A 22,255-nucleotide genomic window follows, 5' to 3' on the forward strand; every position below is an offset into this window, starting at 1 on the left:
AATGGCTGCCGCCGCCATACCTGCGGCTGACCCCACTTCAGCCTGGCAGCCACCCGCCGCGCCGCTGATCGAGGCGTTGTTCGCCACGACCATGCCGAAGGCCCCCGACGTGAACAGATAGTCCACCATCTGTTCACGTGTCGGCTGCAGCTTCTCCTTGAGCGCGAACAGCGTTCCCGGCACGACACCGGCCGATCCTGCCGTCGGCGTCGCGCAGATGAGCCCCATCGCAGCGTTCACTTCGTTCGTCGCCACCGCTTTGCTGACGGCGTCCATTATGGTTTCGCCGCTTAATACTTTGCCGGAGTCAATATACTGCTGGATCTTGACCGCATCTCCTCCCGTCAGACCAGAGTGGGAGCTAACACCTGACAGACCGCGCGCGACCGCTTGCTCCATGACGTCCAGATTCCGAGTCATCAGCTCGATAACCGATTCGCGCGACGTTTGGCGCACTTCCATTTCCTGCTGTATCATAATGTGCGCGATCGAGCACGAACGCTCTTCGGCAAGCGCGACTAATTCAGCTACATTGCGGAACATAATCTTGTCCTCCCTTCCTCGATGGCGTCATTAATCTTCCATGCGCAGCACGCGGTTAACCCCCGCTAGAGCGCGAATCTCATCTATAATGGATTCGTTTATCTTCTCATCCGTTTCAATGACCATGAGTGCCATCTTGCCTTTCTCCTTGCGGCTTACTTCCATATGTCCGATATTGACGTGCTGGCCGCTCAATATTTGCGTCACTCCGGCGATGACTCCATACCGGTCATGGTTCAATACGAGAATGGCCGGACATTGACCGGAAAGCTTCAGCTCGAACCCGTTCAATTCCGTAATTTCCACCTTGCCCCCGCCAATGGAGATGCCTGCTACTTCCATCTCGTCCCGTTCGTCCGACATCATAATGCGGGCGGTGTTGGGATGCTCAGGCACGGCGTCTTCTGTCGTAAAGACTACCTCGATGCCGGCTTCATCGGCATACTGCGGCGCCTGCGGCAGGCGCGGGTCATTCGTGTCATAATCCAACACCCCCGCAATGAGCGCCACATCCGTCGCATGTCCCTTGTACGTCTCTGCGAACGAGCCGTACAAGGAAATATGCACCCGCTTCGGCTGTCTGCCGAAGATGCTTCGCGCAAGGCGTCCTATCTTGGCTGCTCCGGCCGTATGCGAACTGGACGGACCCACCATAATCGGACCAATGATGTCAAACACACTGCGATACTTCATCGCCCTTCCTCCTCTTTAGCGTTCCCCCAACGTTCTATCCAATCTATCCTGATGGTTCCACTATTCCACTCGTCTTGCTCGTTTCTATTGTACGCAACCGGTCCCGCTTTCTCCACGACGATAGCCGACCGCTGCAAGCACTTTCAGACTCATCCTACCAAGGCTTTGCCAAGAACACAACCCCTCCGGCACGGCGATTTATAGACGTCTCCCATTCAATCGTTATGTTGCAGAATCGCGGCGCATAAGTTGTAGAAATCTGACATGGAAAAGTTTTATATTGGAAGACATCACTTGCGAAGGAGTGACTGCATGCACGCGATTTACATGGGCAATGAACGCCTGCTCGTCAAGCCTGTTTACGGAGGGAAGCTCATCGTCCCTTCCGCTGATTTGAGCATTACACCAGAACTCGTCATGCACGGCGCGATGGAGTGGCCACTAATGAAGTATTTGGAGAATCACGTAAAAAAGGGGCACGTACTCGTCGATATCGGGGCTAATGTCGGTTACTTCACTGTCTTTCTCGCCCATTTGACGGGACCGTCAGGCCAAGTGTATGCGTACGAGCCGCATCCGCTGCTGTTCTCCTTCCTTCAGGATAACGTTGCCTTGAATTACCTTCACGATCGCGTTCGTTTATATCCGCAGGCCGTATCCTCTTCGTCTGCGCCACTCCAGTTTCAAGCCTCACAGCGATACATGGGCAACAGCTCGGTGAACAAGCATAGCCAACAATATTTCAAGCATTACCGGGACGATATATCGGAATTCGAGACGGAGGCCATACGGCTGGACGATGCACTCGCGCATCTGCCGCATATCGACATGATTAAGGTAGACATCGAGGGGGGAGAATACCAAGCGTTTCTCGGCATGGAACAGCTGCTGGAGCATAACGTGAAATGTGTCGTCTTTGAATGAAACGAAATGATGCTGCAGGAACAAATGGAGCCATTCGCGGCCTTACTGCGCCGCCATGAAGATGCTGGAAAGAGCTTCTACTTGCTTGATCATCACGGGGCAGAGATCCAGATGCCGCTGGAGCAGGTACTATCCATAGGCAGCATTCCTAACGTCATCATGAAGTGATAATAGCCAGCATATATACTTGGAAGCTACAAACCGGAGGTTTGCGCCTCCGGTTTTATTCATTCATTATAATATTCTCTGTCCGAATAACGAACCGATAAGTTCCTTGGCCAGCCTTGCCGTTTTGTTGTTCACATCTAACGTCGGATTCACTTCCACGAACTCCGCCGAAGTGACAAGGCCAGATTCGTGCAGCAGCTCCATCGCCAAGTGCGCTTCCCTGTAGCTCACTCCACCCTGCACTGGCGTGCCCGTTCCCGGCGCTTCGTAAGGATCGACGCTATCCACATCGAAGCTGAGATGAACTCCATCCGTGTCGCTGCCGACAATGCGCAGCGCTTCCTGCACAACCCGTTCCATGCCCATGCGGTCAATCTCGTGCATCGTAAAGCAGGTAATGCCTTGCTGACGAATGAATTCTTTCTCTCCGGGGTCGAGGTCGCGCGCCCCGATAAGCACGACGCGATCCGCTCTCACGTATGGTCCTGACCACGGCATTTCCGCGAACTCGGCTCTGCCCAACGCAACAGCCAGCGACATGCCGTGAACGTTCCCGCTCGGACTCGTCTCCTCCGTATTTAAGTCGGAATGGGCGTCGAACCAAATGACGCCTACATTGCGATAATGGCGCGTCAATCCAGCGAGCGTGCCCATCGCGATACTGTGATCACCCCCCAGCACGAGCGGAAAGCAACCGTCCGTTACGGCTGCAGACACCTGTTCGGCCAACGCGGAACAAGTATAGAGCACCTCGGCCAAGTGCTTCGCGTTCCGCGCGGGAACAGGCGCTTCATCCAACTGCTCTCTAGCTGGAGCCGCCGATGGCAAATTCACTTCGCGCTCCGCCGCCACTTCTATCCCCAACTGCTTCAGCTGCCGCAGCAATCCGGAGCGAACAATGCTCTCCGGTCCCTGCTCCGCTCCCGCTCTGCCAGCCCCTAGTCCGAATGGAACACTAATCATTGACAGTTTTCGATTCATCGTCATCGTCATCGACAACTTTCTCCTCCTTGCAAGCTAATATGCAACATAGTTCCAAGACTGATAAGCGGGTACGGCTATGCGCGAGCCAAAACGCGCTGGATACGCTCCAACGCCCAATCGAGCTCCGCTGCCTCAATAATTAACGGGGGCGCTAGGCGGATGATATTCTCATGGGTCTCTTTGCAAAGCATGCCAAGCCGCATCAGCATCTCGCAATACGGTCGTGCAGGCTCCGTCAGCTCCACGCCGATGAACAACCCTCTTCCCCTCACATTGCGGACTACCGGACTGTGAATGCCCTCTAGCCGCTGCTTAAAATACGCTCCCTGCTCCTCCGAGCGTTCAGCAAGCCGTTCGTCTTCCAGCACTTCCAAGGCGGCTACCGCCACCGCACAAGCAAGCGGATTGCCTCCGAAGGTGGAGCCGTGCGATCCAGGCTGCAGCAAGCCCAGAATCTCTTCATCCGCCGCTACGGCCGAGATAGGCAGCACGCCTCCTCCGAGCGCTTTACCCATGATATAGACGTCTGGCACGATCTGTTCCCAGTCGCAGGCGAACCGCCTGCCCGTACGCCCGAAGCCGGTCTGGATTTCATCCGCCATGAACAGAACGTTGTGCCGTTTGCATATTTCGTAGGCCTGGCGCAAATAACCGTCGGGAGGAATGACGATGCCATTCTCCCCTTGAATCGGCTCTACTAGAAAAGCGGCCGTGTTCGGTGTGATAGCCTGCTCCAGCGCCTCAGCATCACCGAATGGAATGATCGTGAAGCCTGGCGTAAACGGACCGAAGCCTTCCTTATATTCCTCCGCCGAGGAGAAGGAGGTGACCGTAATCGTCCTCCCATGAAAATTGCCGCTGCATACGATGATGTCTGCTTGATTGGCGGGGACCTGCTTATGGTTATATGCCCAGCGCCGCGCTGCTTTGAGGGCAGTTTCCACCGCTTCCGCACCTGTGTTCATCGGCAAGACCATCGCTTTCCCCGTGTAGGCCGACAGCTTCTCATAAAATGAGGCCAACGATTCACTGTGAAACGCCCGGGAAGATAGCGTCACCTTCTCTGCCTGGCGCAAGAGCGCCTGAATAATGCTCGGATGGCGGTGTCCGTGGTTCAAGGCCGAGTATGCGCTTAACATGTCCAAGTAGCGGCGCCCTTCCGGATCTTCTACCCATACACCTTCCGCTTTGGAAATGACAATAGGCAGCGGATCGTAATTCCTTGCTCCATACCGTTCCGTCGTGCGGATAATCTCTTCTGAGCCTGCCATTCACTATCCTCCTCTGTCCTCTACGAAATCGCTTTCTATACCATATTCAGAGTATAGCACACTGTTTCACATAACGGTAAAATATTGCCATATGTCCTCCAGGAAAATACAAAAGTTCCCGCCGCATTTCTCTAACACAATGCGAACGGGAACTGATTACATCGGGGTACTCCCCGTTTCCACACTTGGCCCGCCATGCTTGGAGAGCATTCGTGCCGTTATCTTGTCGGAGTAAAGCAAGGCATACAGCGCCAACACCAATGAAATTCCGCCGAAGATGAGCACCATGTATTGGAGCCCGATCGTATCGAGGAAAAAGCCCGTCCCAAGCAGGACGATTTGGAACAGCACCCGGTCTAGCATATTCCGGAACGAGAAGAAGCGGCCATGATAGTCCTTCGGAATGGTCGTCTGGAAATACGTCGACAGCAAAGGGAAGAAAAAACCTGCCGCCAGGCCGAACAAGCCAAATGACAGCAGCGCCACCCATCTGATATCTCCAAAGAACAACAGCATTTGCGAGATGGCGATGACAAATGAAAACGAGAGCAGCATTTTCAACAAATTCACTTTTCCGGAAATCCGTTTCACGAAAAATGCGGCAACTATAAAGCTTGTCCCCTCCACTGCATACAGCAGGCCCTTAATCTGCTGATCATGCTGCAATTCGCTAATGTTGATGACCATCAGGTTGAAGCCTCCGATAAACAGCGCTGGAATAATCGACAACCCGAGCGCCATGACAGCTACAGGGAGTTGTTTGAGCATCGGAACGATTTCCTTGAACCCGCCGCTCTCTTTGCCTTTCTGGTTCCTATTGCGATGTGGCGTGCCTGTATCCTCTACCTGCAAGAAGAAGGTGGACGCAAGCAGCAGCGCGTACGCAACGAGAGAGGTGAGATATAATGAGGACAGACTCATGACGGCCAACATCATTCCCGCCATCGCCGTTCCCAATATACGAGCGATAGTGGAAGCATTCATATGAACCCCATTTAACGCAATCAAATCTTTATCTTGGACGATAAGCGGAATAACCGACTGAAGTGCCGGAAAGTAGAACGCCGCAGACACCTGCAAACTGACTGCAAACAGGACCATCCACCATACCGAATCCATCGACAAAGCGAGAAACATGAAGCACACGCTGACCATTCGCCCGATTCCGGCGTATATCATCACCTTCTTCTTGCTGCTCGTATCGATGACCTTCCCTGCATACGGACCGACCAGCACGCCTGCAAGCAGTCCCACGAATAAAATGAGCGATTTCATAAAGTCTGACGGCACGTGCTGCTGCATAAATTCCAAATTCGCGATAATCGAAGTCCACAAGCCGAGACCGGCGATAAACTCTCCGCTCAGCACAATCCATACGTTGCGGTTACTCCACATTGCATCCATCCCCGTTCTCCCACTAAAGTCTGTTAGAGGTTGTTCAAAAAGTCCCCTTTTGATCATGAAGCTGCCCAGAATCAAAAAAGCTGCTCCGCCATCAAGCGAAGCAGCTCTAATTACGTATATGAATGATACCTGTATGAATGAGATATTTCACCTTGTAAATCTTGTAGAAAATGAAAATCGTTCTCAAATGAATGATTAGTAACATCATGCCATAAACGGTGCCAGCAGTCAATCAGTCCCAGCCCCTTTTGACGGGGGTCATTCTGGCCATCCTTGTGACAGTTCAAGGCAGTAGAATGGCGGAGTTTATCAGGGCGAACACTGCACCCGTACCGCACACACAACGCTAAGCTTTTGGTTGGCGGATCGACCCTCGGCGTCTAATTCGCCAGAAAGCTGGTGCGGAATGCGGGTATATGCACCGCAAGCCGTCTCGTTAAAGCAATGGTGAAAATAGGCGGGCAGCGGATTCCAAAAATCGGGTTATCATTTTCTTGTGCGCAAACTCTTCTTCCTCTATCGGCGTCGTGTACTGCAAATCCCGTTCAAAATCTTCAACCAACGCTGCCACACTATCCGTTCGCATCAAAATCGCATTGACCTCGAAATTCAAATGGAAGCTTCGCATATCCATATTAGCTGTTCCTATCGTAGCAATCTCGCCGTCTACTATAATAAGCTTGGAATGCAGAAAGCCTTTTTCATATTCATAAATTTGTACGCCCGTTTCCATGAGGCCGGGAAAATAAGAATGGGACGCAAGAAACGGCAGCCATTTGTCTGGCTTGGCCGGAAATAATAATTTCACATCGATTCCTGCCAATGCCGCTACCCTCAGCGCCGTAAAAATATCTTCATCCGGAATGAAATAAGGCGTAGCAATCCAAATGGACTTTTTGGCCGAGGTCAGCATTGAGAAAAAGACGTTTTTCATCGTTTTGAAATCTTGATCAGGCCCGCTTGCGATAATTTGCACCGCTCCGGCTGTCGCCTCCACCGGCCGCGGCAGCAAATATTCCGGCCCGTAGAGGTTGGCGGCCGTCGTATGCGCCCAATCCTGCAGAAATATAATCTGAAGCGTCTGCACTGCCTCGCCCCGCACAATCATGTGCGTATCTCGCCAGAAGCCGTACGTCTTGCTGCGGCTTAAATATTCATCGCCGACGTTCAGTCCACCGATAAACCCGACATCGCCGTCGATAACGACAATTTTGCGGTGATTGCGATAATTGACCCGATTCGAGAACAGCGGGAATTTCACCGCACCGAAGGCGGCTACTTCTACGCCAGCCCTCCGTAGATCATTCAGGAACGATTTTGGCAATTGCATGCTGCCTACTGCATCAACCATGAATCGAACTTCCACGCCTTGCCTCGCTTTTTCCATCAGAATGTACTTAATCTTCCGTCCGATATCATCGTCTCTATAAATGTAATATTCCATATGAATATGGTGAACCGCTCGGCCAAGCTCTGCAAGCAGGGCAGCAAACGTTTCTTCCCCGTTGTTCAGAATGCGCGTATCCGATGAGAACGAGATCGGGCTCTTGCTGAGACGGCTGGTCAGCCGCAGCAATTGACGTTGATCATCGGTAAACGAGCTTAATATTTGTTCCCTGCGAAGCAATGATTCGTTATCGATGAAGGCGTACGCTTGTCTGTCCTGCTGCGCTTTACGCGCATACCGCCGCCGCTTGCGATAGTTCTGTCCGAACAGCATATAAAATATGAATCCGACTACCGGAACGAGCGCCAACACTAATATCCAAGCCACCGTGCTGGACGGATGACGGTTCTCCATAAAGATAATGATTGCCAGCGTAATGACCGCCAGCGTCGTCATAATGCTTAGCGCTGTAGCAATTGTATTTCCAAACGTATCATTAATATATAGACCAAACGTCAACAACATGATGATGAATAACCCGACCTGCAGTGCTCTTCTCATCCACATGCTCCCCCATTCTAACTAGCCATTCTATCTATTCACCCATTTTCTCCTATTCCTATCGTTGTACTTATCTACATATACGCAGCATAAACCAATGTTTTTTCCAAATAAATGATAAGACGACTACATAACGCATAAACCCTTCCAGCTGATGGGACAATGAAGGTAGTGTACAAGCTATATTGCTTTACTATACCCGAAAACAACAACATCAAATATGTCATTGACAACGGTTACAACCGTATGACATAATTTTCGAACGAACGGTAGGTAGCTAAGTAGAGGCGGCCATCCGCCTATTACTGTAAACACAGGACCGTTTCTGCGAGATGAAGGAACAGCGAGGAATGGAGGAATTCCCTTTGACCGCAAACCGCATTCAACTCATCGCCCTCTCCCATTTTGCCAAGTATGGCTATGACGGGACGTCTTTAGCCAAAATCGCCGAAGACGTCGGCATCAAGAAACCGTCCATCTATGCTCATTATAAGAGCAAAGACGATTTATTTCTTCATGTTCTTCAAACCGTATTTATAGATGAGTGGAACTGGATTACCGATTTTTTCAATAAGCATGATCATCTGTCACTTCACGATCAGCTCACCCTGCTGATTCAATCATACCGTCAGCGTTATGAGCAGTACGATGTGCTGAAGTTCATTTTACGTGTTTCCTTCTTCCCCCCAGAAACGCTGCGGGAGCAAGTCATGGAGCGCATGAATGAATTTTTGGACCGGTTGGAAAATGGACTGGTTCCCCGAATGGCTCAAGCCCTCAGAACACAAGAAATATTTGGCGTGCATCCGGAACAAGCTTCCAAAGCGTTCATATGCATCCTGGATGGACTATTCGTAGAGCTGCTGTACGGTGGACCCGATCGCTTTGAGAAAAAGCTTGAAGCCGCTTGGTCGATATATTGGCGAGGGCTGACTATCAAGGATGATTAGCCTTGAACTAGCACAGGTCGCTTATCTTTGTTACAAATCTAAGTGAGGTCATCTGGGGAAACCGAGCGAAGCATCTGCATCTATTCACCCCCATCGGGATGTTGGAAAAAAGGGACCTTTCTACTGGAAAGGTCCCTTTGCTATGAATAATCATGTATCTCATAATGGATTGGCAATATCGAGTAACTCAATTCTAGAAACTTAATTTTAGTGACGCAATTCTGTTTTGCGAATCGTAACGCAATATTTATGCAGTCTTCGTCTTCTCCGCCCAAATTACTTCCTTAGAAATAAATTCTTTAAGCAGCAGACCAATGGCCTGATATACCGGATGCTCCGCATGCTGCTTCAGGTCATCCCCGAAACGCGGCGCCCACCGCTTCAAATGATGCAGCACGAATTCACGCTGTCCGTTCATATAACGGTCAAAGCGCTCTTCCGTCATGACGCTGTTCATCATCTTCTCAATCAGAACGGCCATGAACTCCAGTTCAATCGCGATATGATCGTCAGGCTCACCATTCATTTTTTTAAAATATAAGCTGAATTCAGCATACGTCTGCCGCACAACTTGAGCGTAGGACTTCGGCAGCATCTGTTCGCTGGCACGATACATCGTCTCGCACGGAGTCACGGGCAGTTGGCCCGAGGAACCGAAGAGGCGCATATATTCATCGCGCAGCGAAGAGAATACGGCGTACAACTCGTTAATCGACAAGTTCTCTAACAACAAGCGCAGCTGCTTGGCTCCTTCAGACGCGCAGGACATCTCCTGTAACCCCTGATGATTCCGCCAAGACATAATGACATCGAGCGTTGGCATTTCGCCAAGGAAATCGGCTAACAATTGATACACCGCCTTGCGTGTCTCCAAACGTTCTACGGTCTCATCGTTCCACTGCACCGGCTGTTCTGCCGTTAACAACATCGTCCGTCCCCTCCATATGATGATTTCTTCCTGCATCCATATTGTGCCATATTCAATTGTTAAAAGCTGTGACAAAATGCAAACAATAAGGAAGAAGAAAGCGTTTTATGTGACGCTTCTGTGAAGTGTATTTCGGTGCGTGATCCTGCCGAAACGATTCACTGTTTTAGTCGTAAAGATTATTGTAACAAACGTCACACTAAAGAGACAGTTCCAAATGTTTCCTCATAATATAGGTGGCGCCGAAAGGAGACAACGATGAAAAAACAACCGCGCAAAGGATTTATCCGTCTTCGTGCCATCGTATCTTTTATAGCTATGGGCTTAATGGTGGCGGGCATTGGGATGGAGCAGGATCTCCGCTCCCTCATTTCCGATGTCGAACAGTCCAATGTGCAAACCACCCTTGATCCCGGTAAGGAAGCATGATGATGAACCATTCCGTTTTCAAAAAAGCAAACACGGCGCTCAATGTGCATGCCACCATGCTCCGCAATGGTCCCATCGCCTTTCGCGTGCATTATTGGGGCTTTATGCCGCAGCATTATAATAATACTGTGCATCGCCACTCCTTCTTAGAAGTGTGCTATGTGCTAAATGGTGAGGGCGAGTACACCGATGACGGACAAGAATACCCGCTAGCCCCCGGAACCGCCTTCTGTTCCCGCCCTGGCATCTGGCACCAGATTCGCAGCGATCAAGGGCTGACATTATGCTTCGTTGCCTTCGATATGGATGAGGAGCATACGGAGGATGATTACGCCCAGGCGTTCCAGCATATGGCCGCTCACGCCTTGCCTATCATGCCGGATGCCTCTGCGTCCCCGATGGCAAAGTTATGGGAGGCGCTGCTTGGCATGTTCGACGCCGGGCAGGCGATCTACCCGCCCCCTGTCCTGCAAGCGGCCTCGCATGCATTGCTCTATTCCATGCTGCCGCTGTTCACGCCGGATCCGAATCAGCTGCCGACCTCGTTCGGTGCAGAAGAAACGGCGCGTCCGGTCAACGACTTATTCCACCGGGCGCAGCTTTATTTGGAAGATAACTTGAGCGGTCCGCTGTCGTTAGAGATCGTTGCGCAGCATTTGCATATTTCCCCGCGGCATCTCTCGCGCTTATTCGTTCAGGAAAGCGGTCAAACGTTCGTGCATTACGTGCAAGAGCGCCGAATTCAGTCAGCGAAGGAGATGCTGCTCCGATCCAACGCCGCGATTAAAGATATCGCCGTGCGGTGCGGCTTTGAATCTGTTCATTATTTCACAAGAGTGTTCACCCGCAAGCTGGGTGTATCCCCCGCCCGTTTTCGGCGCTCGCAATTTGCCGAAGGGCGTTCCCGCCTGAAAGCCACACCTCGCACCTAAACGGAATCCATGTCCGTTTTGTACAAAAAAGGAGCTTCCTTGTCCAAATACAGCCTTCCCTTCTTTCATTACAATGGGGGCATAAGCGAACCGGAGAGCGATTACCTCTCCCTACGCAATGACCTGCGATAGAATGGAGGGCTTGCTTCATGTTCAACAAATACCCGCATAATGTGATTCATTCGTCCGTATCCTGTGAAGGCGACCGTCCGTTGGCGTGGATGCCGCAAGGACTTGAGCATGGTACAGAACCGATAGCGGAAGCGATTATGTCCGCCTTAAATAATTCGAATCAAGATGTGCTGGTCGTTGCCTTAGACAGCACGCATGGCGCAAATATGCAATTTGTCATTGCGCGCATTGTCGAACGCCTAGATAGAGAACAGGTGTCCGCTCACGTCTACAGCACCACGAGCTTGATGCACAGCGGCGACACGCTGCGCCGCCAATTCCACCGCTATATTACCGACAACCGCGCTTTTGGCTATATGGCGTCGGATGCGGACGTTGGCGATTACTTTATGACCGATGCGAAAGAACGCTTCGCAGCCGCTGTGGAAGCCGATTCTGCGGTGCATTCGCACCGCTCTGACGCTTCTCGCAAGCAGATCATCCTGCTGTTCGGCCCAGGGGCGCTATGGATCGCTCAACCAACTGTTCACTTGTCCTTCTTCTTCGACGTATCCCGTGAATATCAGCAGCTTGAGCACCGCAAAAACCTGTGCAACCTTGGCATGTCATGGAATCGGGATCATGTGGAAACATATAAAATCTGCCTGTTCCTCGAATGGCCGGTCTGGGAGACCTATCGGAAGCGGAACTTGGAGCGCTTTGACTATTATGTAGACATGAACAAGCCGAAGGAGCCCGTCGTCACGACGACAGCCGGCTTGCGCCGCATGCTGGAGCAAGTTGCCGCACAGCCGCTGCGAGTTAAGCCGTTTTTTGCGCGGGGCGTGTGGGGCGGCCAGTATTTGAAGGAGCTGTGCGATCTGCCGCAGGACTGGGTGAACTGCGCATGGAGCTTCGAGCCGATCGCACCAGAAAATTCAATGCTGATCCAGTATGAAGGCCGCACGATCGAGGTTCCTTTCACGCTGCTGATGACCTATGAATATAACCGCGTAATGGGAGAACGGCCGGTTGCGCTGTTCGGCGACTATTTCCCGGTCCGCTTCGACTATTTGGACACGATTGACGGCAGCAACCTGTCGTGTCAGGTCCATCCGAAGCAGGAATATGTAGAAGTGAACTTTAACGAGCATATGACACAGCAAGAATCCTACTACATTATGGAGCTGAAGGATGGCGCTAAAGTGTATCTCGGCCTGACCGGCCGCAGCACTCCGGACAGCTTCTTCGGTGCCGTTCGTGAAGCTCAGGAGACGGGTGTGCCGATGCCGTTCACGGATTATGTGAATGAGTTCGATGCCAAAAAAGGCGATTTGTTCCTCATTCCTCCTGGAACGGTTCACTGCTCTGGCGAAGGCAACCTCGTGCTTGAGGTATCCTCCACGACGTGGTGGTTTACGTTCAAAATATACGACTATTTGCGCAAGGACTTAGACGGCAAACCGCGCCCGATTAGCATTGAGCATGCCGAGCATAATGTCGACTTCGATAAAAATACGGATTGGGTCAAGCGCCATCTGATGTCCGAGCCGCAGCTGCTCGGTGAGCAAGGCGCCAACCAAGAGTATTTGCTCGGACAACATGACGATCTGCTGTTCTGCGTCAAGCGGGTTCATCTCTTCGACCGCTGGGAAGACGATACGAAGGGCGAGTTCGTCATGTACAATCTCGTCGAGGGCGAGCGCGTACGCCTCGTGCCGTTGGATGACGAAGCGAAGGCCGTGGAATTCGGCTACGCGGAAGCGTATATTGTGCCGGCCAGCGTCGGCCGCTACCGCCTCGAGAACGCCGGCGGCACTCCGTGCAAGCTCGTGAAGGCGGGCGTGGCGTCCACCTGGTCGACGCCGCTGCTGCCGCACGGCTGGCGCACAGGCGAGGAGGCCTGAGCGATGCGCGGCCCATCCTCGGCTGCGCACTGCGGCTCAGCGACAGCGCCGCAAGCGGTGACGCTGGCGCTGGACGCCGGCGGCACGGCGCTGAAGGCGGCCGTCGTCGCAGGCGGGCGCCTCGTGCCGAACGTGAGCGGCCAGTGGCCGTCGCGTTCGGAGGGCGACGCCGCCAGCATCGTGGCGGGCTTCGCCGACGCCTGTCGCGAGCTGCTTGGCGCTTACGCGGCCGCAGGCCCGGCTCGGCCTGAGGCGCCGATGCGCATCGGCTTCGCCTTCCCCGGGCCGTTCGACTACGAAGCGGGCGTGTCGCGCCTGCAGGGCCTGGGCAAGTACGACCGCCTCTATGGCGTCAACGTACGCGACGCGCTCCGCGCCGAGTTCTCCCGCCGAGCGGCGTCCGGCGAAGCATGGGCGGCCCCTCTGGCCAACGCCGACGTTCGCTTCGAGAACGACGCGACGCTGTTCGCACTTGGACTAAGCCGCCTGCACCCGCACGAGCGTCTCCTCTGCTTGACGCTCGGCACTGGGCTCGGCTCGGCCTTCATCGAGGCCGGTCGTCCCGTTGCGGGCCGCAGCGGTGTGCCAGACAGCGGCATGCTCTATGCCGAAGCGTATCGTGGCCGCCTCGTGGACGAGCAATTCGGCCGCCGCGGCATACTGGAGCTCGCTGAGCTCTTGGATGCACGCTGCCCCGATCAGGAAGTGCGCGACTTGGCGGAAGCAGCCCGCGGCGGAGATACCGCTTCATTGCATGTCTTCCGCGTGTTCGGAACACGCTTTGCCGAGATGCTGTCGCCTTATATTCACGGCTTCCGCCCGCACCGGCTTATTCTGGGCGGACAAATTGCTAAGAGTGCCGATTTGTTCGCCGCAGAACTGAACGCGCTGCTGCAGCCATGCGAATGCGAGCTGCAGACGAACAATCAAGTGATGGAATATACGTATTTGGGTATCGATGCCCTGTTTCAATGAGCACATGTGCCTTTCCATACGATTAACGATTTCCTTCAGGCCAGACGGACGTCCGTCTTGGCTAGTAGACCCAGTGAAGTCCGGGGCAAGCATGATCACACCTCCCCTGACCTCCTATACCCATTAGAGGAGTGATTCACGATGAACTTGAACTTGGAACAACGTATTTCTCTTGCCGAGACACCCGCTCCGAAGCGGACTTGGACCATTTATGCCATCCACCATTCACATACGGATATCGGCTATACCGAGCGGCAGGAGCGGATCGAGCAATATCATGTCGACTTCATCCGCCAAGCGTTGAACATTGTACGCCAAGCCAAGGACGGAGCACAGCCGGAATGGCAGGGCTTCAAATGGACATGCGAAACGTTCTGGGCAGTCGAGCGTTTCCTTGAAAGCGCATCCGATGAGGAGCGCCAGCAATTCGCCGCTGCGGTCATAAGTGGTGACATCGAGCTGTCCGGCACCTATTTGAACATGACGGAGCTGCCGGATTACGATCTGCTGCGCAGCATACACGGCAAGGCGCAAGCTTACGCCAGATCGATTGGCCATACGATTGATTCTGCCATGACCGCCGACATTAACGGGTATGGCTGGGGTTATGCCGATAGCTTGCTATCCAACGGCATCAAGCACTTATTCAGCTGCATTCATACCCATCATGGCATGTTCGCGCTCGGCCGCAAGCAGACACCATTTTGGTGGGAAGCGCCAAGCGGAGCACGGCTTCTCGTCTGGAACGGCGAGCATTATATGTTCGGCAACGAGCTCGGGCTGTGCCCGAATGCGCTCGGCAAATATATGATTCAGGACGAGTTCGACAATCAGCTTATTGATGCGCACCATGACGACATTGCGCGCATCCGCCTGCATCGCTACGTGTGCAAGCTGGAAGAAGAGCGTTATCCATACGATTTCGTTCCCGTCATGCTGTCTGGCTTAGGCACGGATAATGCAGCACCGAACGGCCGCATTATGGAATTCATCCGCAAATGGAACGAGCAATACGGGGATACGATTCGCATCGAAATGACAACGCTGAGCGGCTTCTTTGCCCGCCTTAAGCAGGAGGATGTCAACGCGATTCCGGTATACCGCGGCGACTGGCCGGATTGGTGGTCGGACGGCGTCGGCTCGACGGCGATGCATACCCAGCTGTTCCGTGATGCGCAACGAACGCTGCGCCAAGTGAAGCGGCTTGATCCGGATGGACAGACCGTGACGGCCGACGAAATTGCCGCGGCGGAGCAAGCGCTCGTCATGTACGCCGAGCATACATGGGGCTATCATTCTTCCATCGCCGAGCCGTGGCATCCGAACGTGCAGCTGCTCGAAGTGCGCAAGCAGGCCTATGCTGCGGAAGCGAGCCGCTTGGCTCACCGGGCGCTGGATAAGACACTCTTAGCTCAAGGCGCTTCCACGCTGTATCCGGAGCGTCCATTCCGCTACCGCGTCGTCAATACGGAACCAGCGCCGGCGAATAAGCTCGTCACGTTGTCGATAGACGGCTGGGAGCCCGCCTTATTCCAGAATGGGTTGGAAGTGGTGAATGAAGCCACCGGCCAAGTCATGCCGCACCAGCTCCCGCATCCTCAGGCAGTCATCGTCGAAGTGCAGCTGGCTGCAGGCGCTGAGTGCACGCTTCTCATCCGTCCGCAGGACGGCACAGGCCTGGCAGCCGGTTATATGACTTCCAGCACGAAGCTGGTCGGCAGCGATCGCGTGCATGATATGGAAGATCTGTTGGAGGATTCATCCGCGCACGATCCAGTCATCATCTCGCAGCACAGTGTCGAATCGCCCTTCATCCGTATCGAGTGGAGAGAGGACAGCGGCATCGTGTTATGGCGGAACAAGGAAACAGGAGCGGATCTGCTTCATCAAAACCGTGCATACGGCGCTTTCACCCCAATCTATGAGGTGACGCCAGCTGCAGACGCCACGAATCAGAGTCAGGTCTGGTCGGTGCGCAGCCGCATGGGCCGCAACCGCAAGGGTCTGCATGTTGAGCGTTCTGCCGGACGTCTCATCCGTGTCCGGCCGTTGGAGAACGGACCGCTCTACGCCACGGTCGAGTTATTGTATGAAGTACCAGGCATGAGCTATTACGCCCTCTTCTTGAAGGTGTACGCGACGATGAACCGCGTTGACGTATCCGTTCGTCTGCACAAAGACAGCGTCTGGCTGCCAGAGAACGTCTATGTCGCGCTTCCGTTCACCAATGGCGATGCCACACAGGACACACTGTACGTTGAGAAGGCGGGCGCCGTCGTGCGGCCTTGGATCGACCAACTGCCTGGCACCTTGCTGGATTACATGTGCATTCAAGAAGGGCTGGCGTGGGTCAATGAAGCACAGTCCCGGACATTGCTCCTCGGCACGCCAGACACGCCGCTCGTACAGCTCGGCCCGCTCGACTACGGCCGCCGTCTTGTTCATACGCAGCAGCTGCAAGACGCCAAGCCGGAAACATACGCATGGCTGATGACTAACTATTGGGAAACCAACTTCAAAGCGACGCTTGGCGGATTTTATGAATTTCGCTACATGTTGGACGCGCGCGGCTCTGTGACATCGTCCGCACTGGGCGCGGAGCTGGGCTCGTTAGCGGGAGACTTTACCGTAGCCCGGATCCGATAATTGCTCCACGGCGCTTAATTAGCCCTTTACATTCCAGCCGTCCGTTGTATAATGGAAGCGGCAATGCATATGAACAACTGCATAGTAATTTCGAAACACTAGGGGTGCTTGAACAGGCTGAGAGGCAGCGGCAACGCTGTTAACCCTTATAACCCGAACTAGATAATACTAGCGTGGGGAAGTGTAGTCGACTGATAGATATAGACTGTGGCTTCATCACGTATGGAGACTAGACGTTATCTCGAATCGAAACTGCACTTACTCATGGTGCAGTTTTTTTGTCGTTCTGCTAGCCAAAATATAACCGCAACAAGAGAGGAGTTTATTATGAATACTGCATCTTGCGGATCAAGCCGCATTGTCGGCTGCCGGTTCTCGATCTATCCGATGAGCGATCGGTTCACCGACATTATTATCGGGGCCTTACAGGAAACGAATATGTCCAAGGTCTGGTCCAAAACCGATGATGTCAGCACATGCGTGCGCGGACGGACAGAGCATGTCTTTGACGTTGTCCAGTCGATATTTTTGCATAGTGCGGCTAGTGGGGAACATGTCGTGCTGAATGCGACTTTTTCGATTGGCTGTCCGGGAGATTCTGAAGGGGATGTATATTTGAGCGCAGACGACATCCGTCTGAATGCCGGACATAGCCAAGCCATCCAGATCGAGGTCGCTTCCCAATTCTCACTCTATCCACTCGGTTCTACGAGCTATATGGATACGATTTACGATATTGTCGCGTTAGCGAAGGAAGAAGGCACCTTCGGCGGAAGCGCCCACTATGCGAGCCGTCTGGACGGAGACGCGCAGCGGGTATTCACTACATTGGAGCATGCATTTGTAAAAGCGCAAGCCTCCGACGCTTCGCATGTCGTTATGACGGCGACAATTTCCGCCAACAGCCCATCGAAGAAAGAGCGCTCTTAGACGCGCGCAATACTTATGCATCGAGATAAAACGTGGTGAAAAGAGGAACTGTACATGAACAACCAATGGAAATTACGCGATATTATCGTGCTTAGCTCTTTATCCGTCGTATTCGCAGTTATTTATTTGCTCTTTTTGCAAGTGGGCAATGTGCTTGTTGGCTTCATGGGCCCGATGGGATACGAAGTTATATTCGGCATTTGGTTTATCGTATCGATTATCGCCGCCTATATTATTCGCAAACCCGGGGCAGCAGTCATCTCGGAGACCGTTGCTGGTGTCGTGGAGGTTCTCATCGGCAACGCCGTAGGGCCGATATTGATCGTGTCCGCCCTCATTCAAGGCTTGGGAGCGGAAGCCGTGTTTGCCGCTTCGCGCTACCGCAGCTATTCGACAAAGGTCCTTATGGTTGCCGGCGTCGGTTCCGCCGTATTCAGCTTTATTTGGGGTTATTTTCGCAGCGGGTTCGGGGCCTACTCCCTCGGTCTCGTCATTGCCATGCTCGTGGTGCGCTGCATTAGCGGAGCACTCATCTCAGGCCTTCTCGGCAAATGGATCGCGGATGCATTGGCGAAGACCGGCGTCCTGCGAAGCTTCCCGATAGCGAAGGAGCGCAAGTAAGATGACGGCTGGGCAGCTTCTTGCAACAGGCCGCAATCATTCGGCTTCCGTTCCAGCAGGGGACGATCAGCACGACAGCAGGAAAGCAATTATGGCGGAAGGGCTGGCTCTCGCTTTCGAAGAGCACAACGCGCCCGTTCTTGCCAATATCGACGCTGCAGTTCACGATGGCGAGACCGTGCTGCTGCTCGGTCCGAGCGGATGCGGCAAGAGCTCGCTCGCCTTCTGTCTTACTGGACTGTATCCCTATGCAATCGACAGCCACGTGGAGGGGCGCGTGAGCATATACGGCAAGCCGCTGGCAGACTATGAATCGGGAGACATCGCACAGCTCATCGGCATCGTTTTTCAAGATTTCGAAAGTCAGTTCTGCATGCTGCGGGTGGAAGAGGAAATCGCCTTCTGTCTCGAAAATTGGAATTGCCCTCGCGCGGACATGGACCATATCATACGCGAAGTGCTTGATAAAGTCGGTTTGAACGATTGGCGCCATGCATTCATCCACGAGTTATCCGGAGGAATGAAACAGAAGCTGGCCCTCGCCTGCGCACTGGCTCTTCGCACGCGGATGCTCGTGCTGGACGAACCGACGTCGAATCTCGATCCGTATGCGAGACGCCAGTTCGCCAATCTCGTGACTGAGCTCGCGCTCAAGGAAGGTCTTACATTGCTTATTATCGAGCACCAGCTCGATGATTGGATTGGCATAGCGGATCGCCTGCTCGTCATGGATGCGTACGGAACAATCGTCTACGACGGACTGCCCGCTCCATATTTCAAGCATCACGTTGCCGAGGCCAAGGCGCATGGCATTTGGCTCCCTCGCGCGCTTGAGCTGCAGCAGGCGTTAGCGGAGGATTTGTCGATGGTCGGAAAGGCAACTGACGTGTCCTCAAGGGATTTTGCCGACATCGCTGAAGACGCAGACGATCCGCCACTGACGGAGCAGCAGCTGCTTGCCAAGCTGTCATCCCTTCCCCGCGACGCTCAAGCGACGGCGCTAAGCCTATTAACACCACTGAAGACGAAGCGGTCATATACCGAAGACCGCGTCTTCCTTCAAGCGCACGAACTCGTATTTCGCCGAAAAGGGCGCGCCGTCATCAATGGTGTCTCTCTTACGCTGCGCGCCGGAGAATGGGTGGCGCTTGTCGGGCCGAACGGGGCCGGAAAATCCACGCTCGCCTCGCTTCTGTCCGGGCTAACTCAGCCAGATGAGGGGAACATCCTGTTGCAGGGCATTCACCTTCATCGTTACGCTGAACGGGAGCTGAGAGCGTTCATCGGGTACGTGTTTCAAAATCCGGAGCATCAGTTCATTGCAGATACGGTGCGCGACGAGCTTGCGTTCGGCCTGCGGCTGCAAGGCATCAGCGAAGAGGATGTTCAAAGCCAGGTCACCGACACGTTGACACGCTTCCGGCTGACTAAAATAGCGGATGCCAATCCGTTCGCGCTGAGCCAAGGGCAAAAACGGCGTCTCAGCGTAGCAGCTGTCCTGACCGACAGCCAGCAGCTGCTCATGTGCGACGAGCCAACATACGGCCAAGACGCCTACGCCTCGCACCAGCTGATGGACATGCTCCATTCACGGGTGCAAGCCGATGCGGCTGTGCTTATGATTACGCATGATATGGAATGGGTTGAAGCGTATGCCGACCGTGTCATCGTCTTGTCCGAGGGACAGATTCGCTATGATGGATCTCCGGCCTCCTTATGGACGGAACATGCTTCTCTGTTGGAGGCCTATCATCTGCGAATGCCGATGAATTATTCGGTAGCCGGGCGGCTCCGCACTCAACTTGCGGAAGGCGGTGAACGGAGATGATGCTGCGGGATTGGAATCCGAGCATCAAGGGACTAGCGATCATTCTTGCCGTCATTCTGTTGTCACTCACCTTTGATCCGGTAACGCCACTCTTGGCGCTCGCCTTTACCATCCTGTTCACCTTCGGATTGGGACGGGTACCTTGGCGCAAATGGCTATTGGGCTTTGCTCCCTTTCTTATCATGGGCTTTGGTTACGTCTGGACGGCACTTCTATTTCCGCGTTCAGCCGATCCCGCTGCAAGTGCTGTGCTCTGGCAGTGGGGCTCGTTCATTGTGACAGAAGCAACCTTCCATCAAGCCTTATCTCTAGGCCTGAGAGTGCTAATTTTCTCCGCGCTGTCGCTAATTTTCATACTGACGACCGACCCTGTCCGCTTCATGCTGAGCCTGATGCAGCAATGCAAGCTGTCTCCGAAATGGGCGTACGGCATACTGGCTGGCTATCGCTTCCTTCCGTTCTTCAAGGAAGAGCTGCGCATTCTTCAGCACGCCCACCGCATGCGCGGCGTCGAACGCGAACGGGGCTGGAAGAACAAGCTGCGCGCTTGGAAGCGATATGCCATTCCGCTGCTTGCCTCCGCAATCCGCAAGTCAGAACGTGTGGCAGCTGCTATGATTTCCAAAGGCTTCAGCGGACGGCGCGATCGCACCTACTACACGGAGCTGCGCGTCACTTGGAAGGATTGGCTCTTATTAGCACTGCTGCTCGGCGGGATCACGCTATGCTATTACCTGTCGTGGAAGCTCGGGTATACACAGTGGTATCGAGGACAATTGTGACAAGATGCTGCAGATTGGCCTGTTTTTTTAAAGTTCCATAATGAAGTGTTCGAACTTGGGGGAGGTGAGAGCTTGGTGGCCCATCTCCCTCATGTTCATCCTCTTATGCTCATTCTCCCCTTGAATCAGAAAAGACTTCATATAGATTAGGACCAACCTGCGTTATCCACGTTAAACGTTATCCATTTCTATTTCCGCATCCAGTTCCACACCTATTTCCACGTGCATTTCCACATCCATATCTATTTCCTATACTCCCTGTCTCTTTGGGAGATCGTTGCTAAGGACCGATATACCAAGCATGTTGCGATAAAAAAAGGTCCAAACGGGCTCCATGCTCTCCCATTCAGACCTTCTTGGCGAAGTTAACCCGCCTGCACTCTCCATTTTGAAAAGGCAAGACGGTTCAATAGAAATGAATAACGGAAATTTACCGGGAAGTCCCGCCTTCTGCAAGCTCGATCTCACCCGCCACATCGCGGCCTGTTAGATCAGCGTTCATAAAACCCGATGTTTCCGGAAAATGAAGATGCAGCTCCGCTGGCTTGCCAATCTGGATCGTTCCGCTAAGCAGCGTAAAATCTAGTACATGTCCGCCGCCTGTGCGGTTATCATCCACAAAATGCAGATGGTAGCCTGCTACAGACAAGCCTTGGGCGAATTCCGGCATTCTAAATCCGGCCATCGTGCCCTCGACTTGATTAAGTGTAAATACCGGCTGGGATTTTGTTGCTTCGACCAACGTCGGGTACGGACGCTTCTGCTTAGTGACCGTACGCGTCACCACCTGTTCGAATTGTCCATCCATGCGCAGCGCATAGAATAAGTTTTCACTCGGGAGGAAGCTGTCAATTAGCGTTTCAAGCTCCATGCGGTTCAGCGGGCGATCGATGGCGAACGTCGTCTCCGGCTGAAAATAGGTCACCGAAGCGAACGGCGTCATTTCCTCCGCATGAACCGAATTGACGCTCCCATCATGTCGAAGGTGATAAAATTCCCCATCGAACGCGATTAATTCCCCGTCTAACTCATCAAATGTACCAAGACCGAAGTCTCCGTGCCGAGCCAATTCCTTCATCGTCATGCTTCCTTCGTAGACACCATCCAACAAGGCGCTCATCGTGGACGTCTGAAAGATGGTGACGGGCTCTAAATCACCCCGTCGCGCTGCATGGCCGGCAAGGGGCTTATTGTTTGCTGCGTAATCTTGCAGTTCTTTTATGTCTTGTAGGTCTTGCATTGGTTGTAATATGGCTTTCATGATATTATGCCCTCCTTGCT

Annotated in this window: 20 protein-coding genes and 1 riboswitch; of the genes, 12 read left to right on the plus strand and 8 right to left on the minus strand. The window is 53.4% G+C overall.

Annotated elements, in window-relative coordinates; translation table 11 throughout:
- Positions 1 to 543: L-serine ammonia-lyase, iron-sulfur-dependent, subunit alpha (sdaAA, locus tag A372_RS0111170; RefSeq protein WP_019420933.1), on the minus strand; the 543-nt coding region annotated here is incomplete at its 3' end.
- A gap of 30 nt (positions 544 to 573) precedes the next feature.
- The gene (sdaAB, locus tag A372_RS0111175; protein WP_019420934.1) at positions 574 to 1,236 is read right to left on the minus strand and encodes an L-serine ammonia-lyase, iron-sulfur-dependent subunit beta; all 663 of its coding nucleotides are present in this window, start codon (positions 1,234 to 1,236) and stop codon (positions 574 to 576) included.
- Positions 1,237 to 1,548: 312 nt separating this feature from the next.
- Here sdaAB and A372_RS33770 point away from each other — a divergent pair, with 312 nt between their 5' ends.
- Both A372_RS33770 and A372_RS37325 read left to right on the plus strand, forming a co-directional pair.
- The gene (locus A372_RS33770; RefSeq protein ID WP_019420936.1) at positions 1,549 to 2,160 is read left to right on the plus strand and encodes an FkbM family methyltransferase; all 612 of its coding nucleotides are present in this window, start codon (positions 1,549 to 1,551) and stop codon (positions 2,158 to 2,160) included.
- Positions 2,161 to 2,166: 6 nt separating this feature from the next.
- Positions 2,167 to 2,328, plus strand: coding sequence for a hypothetical protein (locus A372_RS37325; RefSeq protein ID WP_019420937.1), 162 nt, complete (start codon positions 2,167 to 2,169; stop codon positions 2,326 to 2,328).
- A gap of 66 nt (positions 2,329 to 2,394) precedes the next feature.
- Here the strand turns inward: A372_RS37325 and rocF are convergent, their stop codons facing one another.
- The 4 genes from rocF to cls all read right to left on the minus strand — a co-directional run bounded on the left by rocF (position 2,395) and on the right by cls (position 7,935).
- Complete coding sequence (gene rocF / locus A372_RS0111190; RefSeq protein WP_019420938.1) at positions 2,395 to 3,321, minus strand: arginase; 927 nt, start codon at positions 3,319 to 3,321, stop codon at positions 2,395 to 2,397.
- 65 nt (positions 3,322 to 3,386) lie between these two features.
- Positions 3,387 to 4,583, minus strand: coding sequence for an ornithine--oxo-acid transaminase (locus A372_RS0111195; protein WP_019420939.1), 1,197 nt, complete (start codon positions 4,581 to 4,583; stop codon positions 3,387 to 3,389).
- Between the two features lie 156 nt (positions 4,584 to 4,739).
- Positions 4,740 to 5,978: an MFS transporter gene (locus A372_RS0111200; protein ID WP_036703967.1), complete on the minus strand. Its 1,239-nt coding sequence runs from the start codon at positions 5,976 to 5,978 to the stop codon at positions 4,740 to 4,742.
- Positions 5,979 to 6,423: 445 nt separating this feature from the next.
- Complete coding sequence (cls, locus tag A372_RS0111205) at positions 6,424 to 7,935, minus strand: cardiolipin synthase (protein ID WP_019420941.1); 1,512 nt, start codon at positions 7,933 to 7,935, stop codon at positions 6,424 to 6,426.
- A 350-nt stretch (positions 7,936 to 8,285) separates the two neighbouring features.
- Here cls and A372_RS0111210 point away from each other — a divergent pair, with 350 nt between their 5' ends.
- Positions 8,286 to 8,885 (plus strand): TetR family transcriptional regulator, encoded by a 600-nt coding sequence (locus A372_RS0111210; protein WP_036703960.1) that lies wholly within the window; start codon positions 8,286 to 8,288, stop codon positions 8,883 to 8,885.
- A 247-nt stretch (positions 8,886 to 9,132) separates the two neighbouring features.
- On the opposite strand, the gene A372_RS0111215 is transcribed toward A372_RS0111210, so the two are convergent.
- Positions 9,133 to 9,813, minus strand: a complete 681-nt coding sequence (locus A372_RS0111215) for a TorD/DmsD family molecular chaperone (protein ID WP_019420943.1) — start codon at positions 9,811 to 9,813, stop codon at positions 9,133 to 9,135.
- A 258-nt stretch (positions 9,814 to 10,071) separates the two neighbouring features.
- Between A372_RS0111215 and A372_RS37330 the strand changes: the two genes are divergently transcribed.
- The 9 genes from A372_RS37330 to A372_RS0111260 all read left to right on the plus strand — a co-directional run bounded on the left by A372_RS37330 (position 10,072) and on the right by A372_RS0111260 (position 20,974).
- Positions 10,072 to 10,242 carry a hypothetical protein gene (locus A372_RS37330; RefSeq protein WP_019420944.1) on the plus strand — a complete coding sequence of 57 codons (171 nt, stop codon included), beginning with the start codon at positions 10,072 to 10,074 and terminating at the stop codon, positions 10,240 to 10,242.
- A 2-nt stretch (positions 10,243 to 10,244) separates the two neighbouring features.
- Positions 10,245 to 11,174 (plus strand): AraC family transcriptional regulator, encoded by a 930-nt coding sequence (locus A372_RS0111225; protein ID WP_019420945.1) that lies wholly within the window; start codon positions 10,245 to 10,247, stop codon positions 11,172 to 11,174.
- 149 nt (positions 11,175 to 11,323) lie between these two features.
- Positions 11,324 to 13,192: a class I mannose-6-phosphate isomerase gene (locus A372_RS0111230; RefSeq protein WP_019420946.1), complete on the plus strand. Its 1,869-nt coding sequence runs from the start codon at positions 11,324 to 11,326 to the stop codon at positions 13,190 to 13,192.
- 3 nt (positions 13,193 to 13,195) lie between these two features.
- Complete coding sequence (locus A372_RS0111235; protein WP_019420947.1) at positions 13,196 to 14,167, plus strand: ROK family protein; 972 nt, start codon at positions 13,196 to 13,198, stop codon at positions 14,165 to 14,167.
- A gap of 141 nt (positions 14,168 to 14,308) precedes the next feature.
- Positions 14,309 to 16,813: a hypothetical protein gene (locus tag A372_RS0111240; RefSeq protein WP_019420948.1), complete on the plus strand. Its 2,505-nt coding sequence runs from the start codon at positions 14,309 to 14,311 to the stop codon at positions 16,811 to 16,813.
- 90 nt (positions 16,814 to 16,903) lie between these two features.
- A riboswitch (TPP riboswitch) is annotated at positions 16,904 to 17,010 on the plus strand.
- A gap of 130 nt (positions 17,011 to 17,140) precedes the next feature.
- Positions 17,141 to 17,743: a YkoF family thiamine/hydroxymethylpyrimidine-binding protein gene (locus A372_RS0111245; RefSeq protein ID WP_019420949.1), complete on the plus strand. Its 603-nt coding sequence runs from the start codon at positions 17,141 to 17,143 to the stop codon at positions 17,741 to 17,743.
- A gap of 54 nt (positions 17,744 to 17,797) precedes the next feature.
- Positions 17,798 to 18,364 carry an ECF transporter S component gene (locus A372_RS0111250; protein ID WP_019420950.1) on the plus strand — a complete coding sequence of 189 codons (567 nt, stop codon included), beginning with the start codon at positions 17,798 to 17,800 and terminating at the stop codon, positions 18,362 to 18,364.
- 1 nt (position 18,365) lies between these two features.
- Positions 18,366 to 20,192 carry an ABC transporter ATP-binding protein gene (locus tag A372_RS0111255; RefSeq protein ID WP_019420951.1) on the plus strand — a complete coding sequence of 609 codons (1,827 nt, stop codon included), beginning with the start codon at positions 18,366 to 18,368 and terminating at the stop codon, positions 20,190 to 20,192.
- The gene (locus tag A372_RS0111260; RefSeq protein WP_019420952.1) at positions 20,189 to 20,974 is read left to right on the plus strand and encodes an energy-coupling factor transporter transmembrane component T family protein; all 786 of its coding nucleotides are present in this window, start codon (positions 20,189 to 20,191) and stop codon (positions 20,972 to 20,974) included. The genes A372_RS0111255 and A372_RS0111260 overlap by 4 nt, the downstream gene beginning before the upstream one ends.
- A gap of 430 nt (positions 20,975 to 21,404) precedes the next feature.
- On the opposite strand, the gene budA is transcribed toward A372_RS0111260, so the two are convergent.
- Entirely contained in the window at positions 21,405 to 22,235 is an 831-nt protein-coding gene (gene budA / locus A372_RS0111270) for an acetolactate decarboxylase (protein WP_019420954.1), read from the minus strand.
- Positions 22,236 to 22,255: the final 20 nt, after the last annotated feature.

This window comes from Paenibacillus sp. OSY-SE (assembly GCF_000283315.1).
Lineage (GTDB): Bacteria > Bacillota > Bacilli > Paenibacillales > Paenibacillaceae > Paenibacillus_B > Paenibacillus_B profundus.

Coding starts and splice junctions, on each gene's coding strand:
- sdaAB (WP_019420934.1), bottom strand. CDS start 1,236: ATGAAGTATCGCAGTGTGTTTGACATCATTGGTCCGATTATGGTGGGT.
- A372_RS33770 (WP_019420936.1), top strand. CDS start 1,549: ATGCACGCGATTTACATGGGCAATGAACGCCTGCTCGTCAAGCCTGTT.
- A372_RS37325 (WP_019420937.1), top strand. CDS start 2,167: ATGATGCTGCAGGAACAAATGGAGCCATTCGCGGCCTTACTGCGCCGC.
- rocF (WP_019420938.1), bottom strand. CDS start 3,321: ATGACGATGACGATGAATCGAAAACTGTCAATGATTAGTGTTCCATTC.
- A372_RS0111195 (WP_019420939.1), bottom strand. CDS start 4,583: ATGGCAGGCTCAGAAGAGATTATCCGCACGACGGAACGGTATGGAGCA.
- A372_RS0111200 (WP_036703967.1), bottom strand. CDS start 5,978: ATGTGGAGTAACCGCAACGTATGGATTGTGCTGAGCGGAGAGTTTATC.
- cls (WP_019420941.1), bottom strand. CDS start 7,935: ATGAGAAGAGCACTGCAGGTCGGGTTATTCATCATCATGTTGTTGACG.
- A372_RS0111210 (WP_036703960.1), top strand. CDS start 8,286: ATGGAGGAATTCCCTTTGACCGCAAACCGCATTCAACTCATCGCCCTC.
- A372_RS0111215 (WP_019420943.1), bottom strand. CDS start 9,813: ATGTTGTTAACGGCAGAACAGCCGGTGCAGTGGAACGATGAGACCGTA.
- A372_RS37330 (WP_019420944.1), top strand. CDS start 10,072: ATGAAAAAACAACCGCGCAAAGGATTTATCCGTCTTCGTGCCATCGTA.
- A372_RS0111225 (WP_019420945.1), top strand. CDS start 10,245: ATGAACCATTCCGTTTTCAAAAAAGCAAACACGGCGCTCAATGTGCAT.
- A372_RS0111230 (WP_019420946.1), top strand. CDS start 11,324: ATGTTCAACAAATACCCGCATAATGTGATTCATTCGTCCGTATCCTGT.
- A372_RS0111235 (WP_019420947.1), top strand. CDS start 13,196: ATGCGCGGCCCATCCTCGGCTGCGCACTGCGGCTCAGCGACAGCGCCG.
- A372_RS0111240 (WP_019420948.1), top strand. CDS start 14,309: ATGAACTTGAACTTGGAACAACGTATTTCTCTTGCCGAGACACCCGCT.
- A372_RS0111245 (WP_019420949.1), top strand. CDS start 17,141: ATGAATACTGCATCTTGCGGATCAAGCCGCATTGTCGGCTGCCGGTTC.
- A372_RS0111250 (WP_019420950.1), top strand. CDS start 17,798: ATGAACAACCAATGGAAATTACGCGATATTATCGTGCTTAGCTCTTTA.
- A372_RS0111255 (WP_019420951.1), top strand. CDS start 18,366: ATGACGGCTGGGCAGCTTCTTGCAACAGGCCGCAATCATTCGGCTTCC.
- A372_RS0111260 (WP_019420952.1), top strand. CDS start 20,189: ATGATGCTGCGGGATTGGAATCCGAGCATCAAGGGACTAGCGATCATT.
- budA (WP_019420954.1), bottom strand. CDS start 22,235: ATGAAAGCCATATTACAACCAATGCAAGACCTACAAGACATAAAAGAA.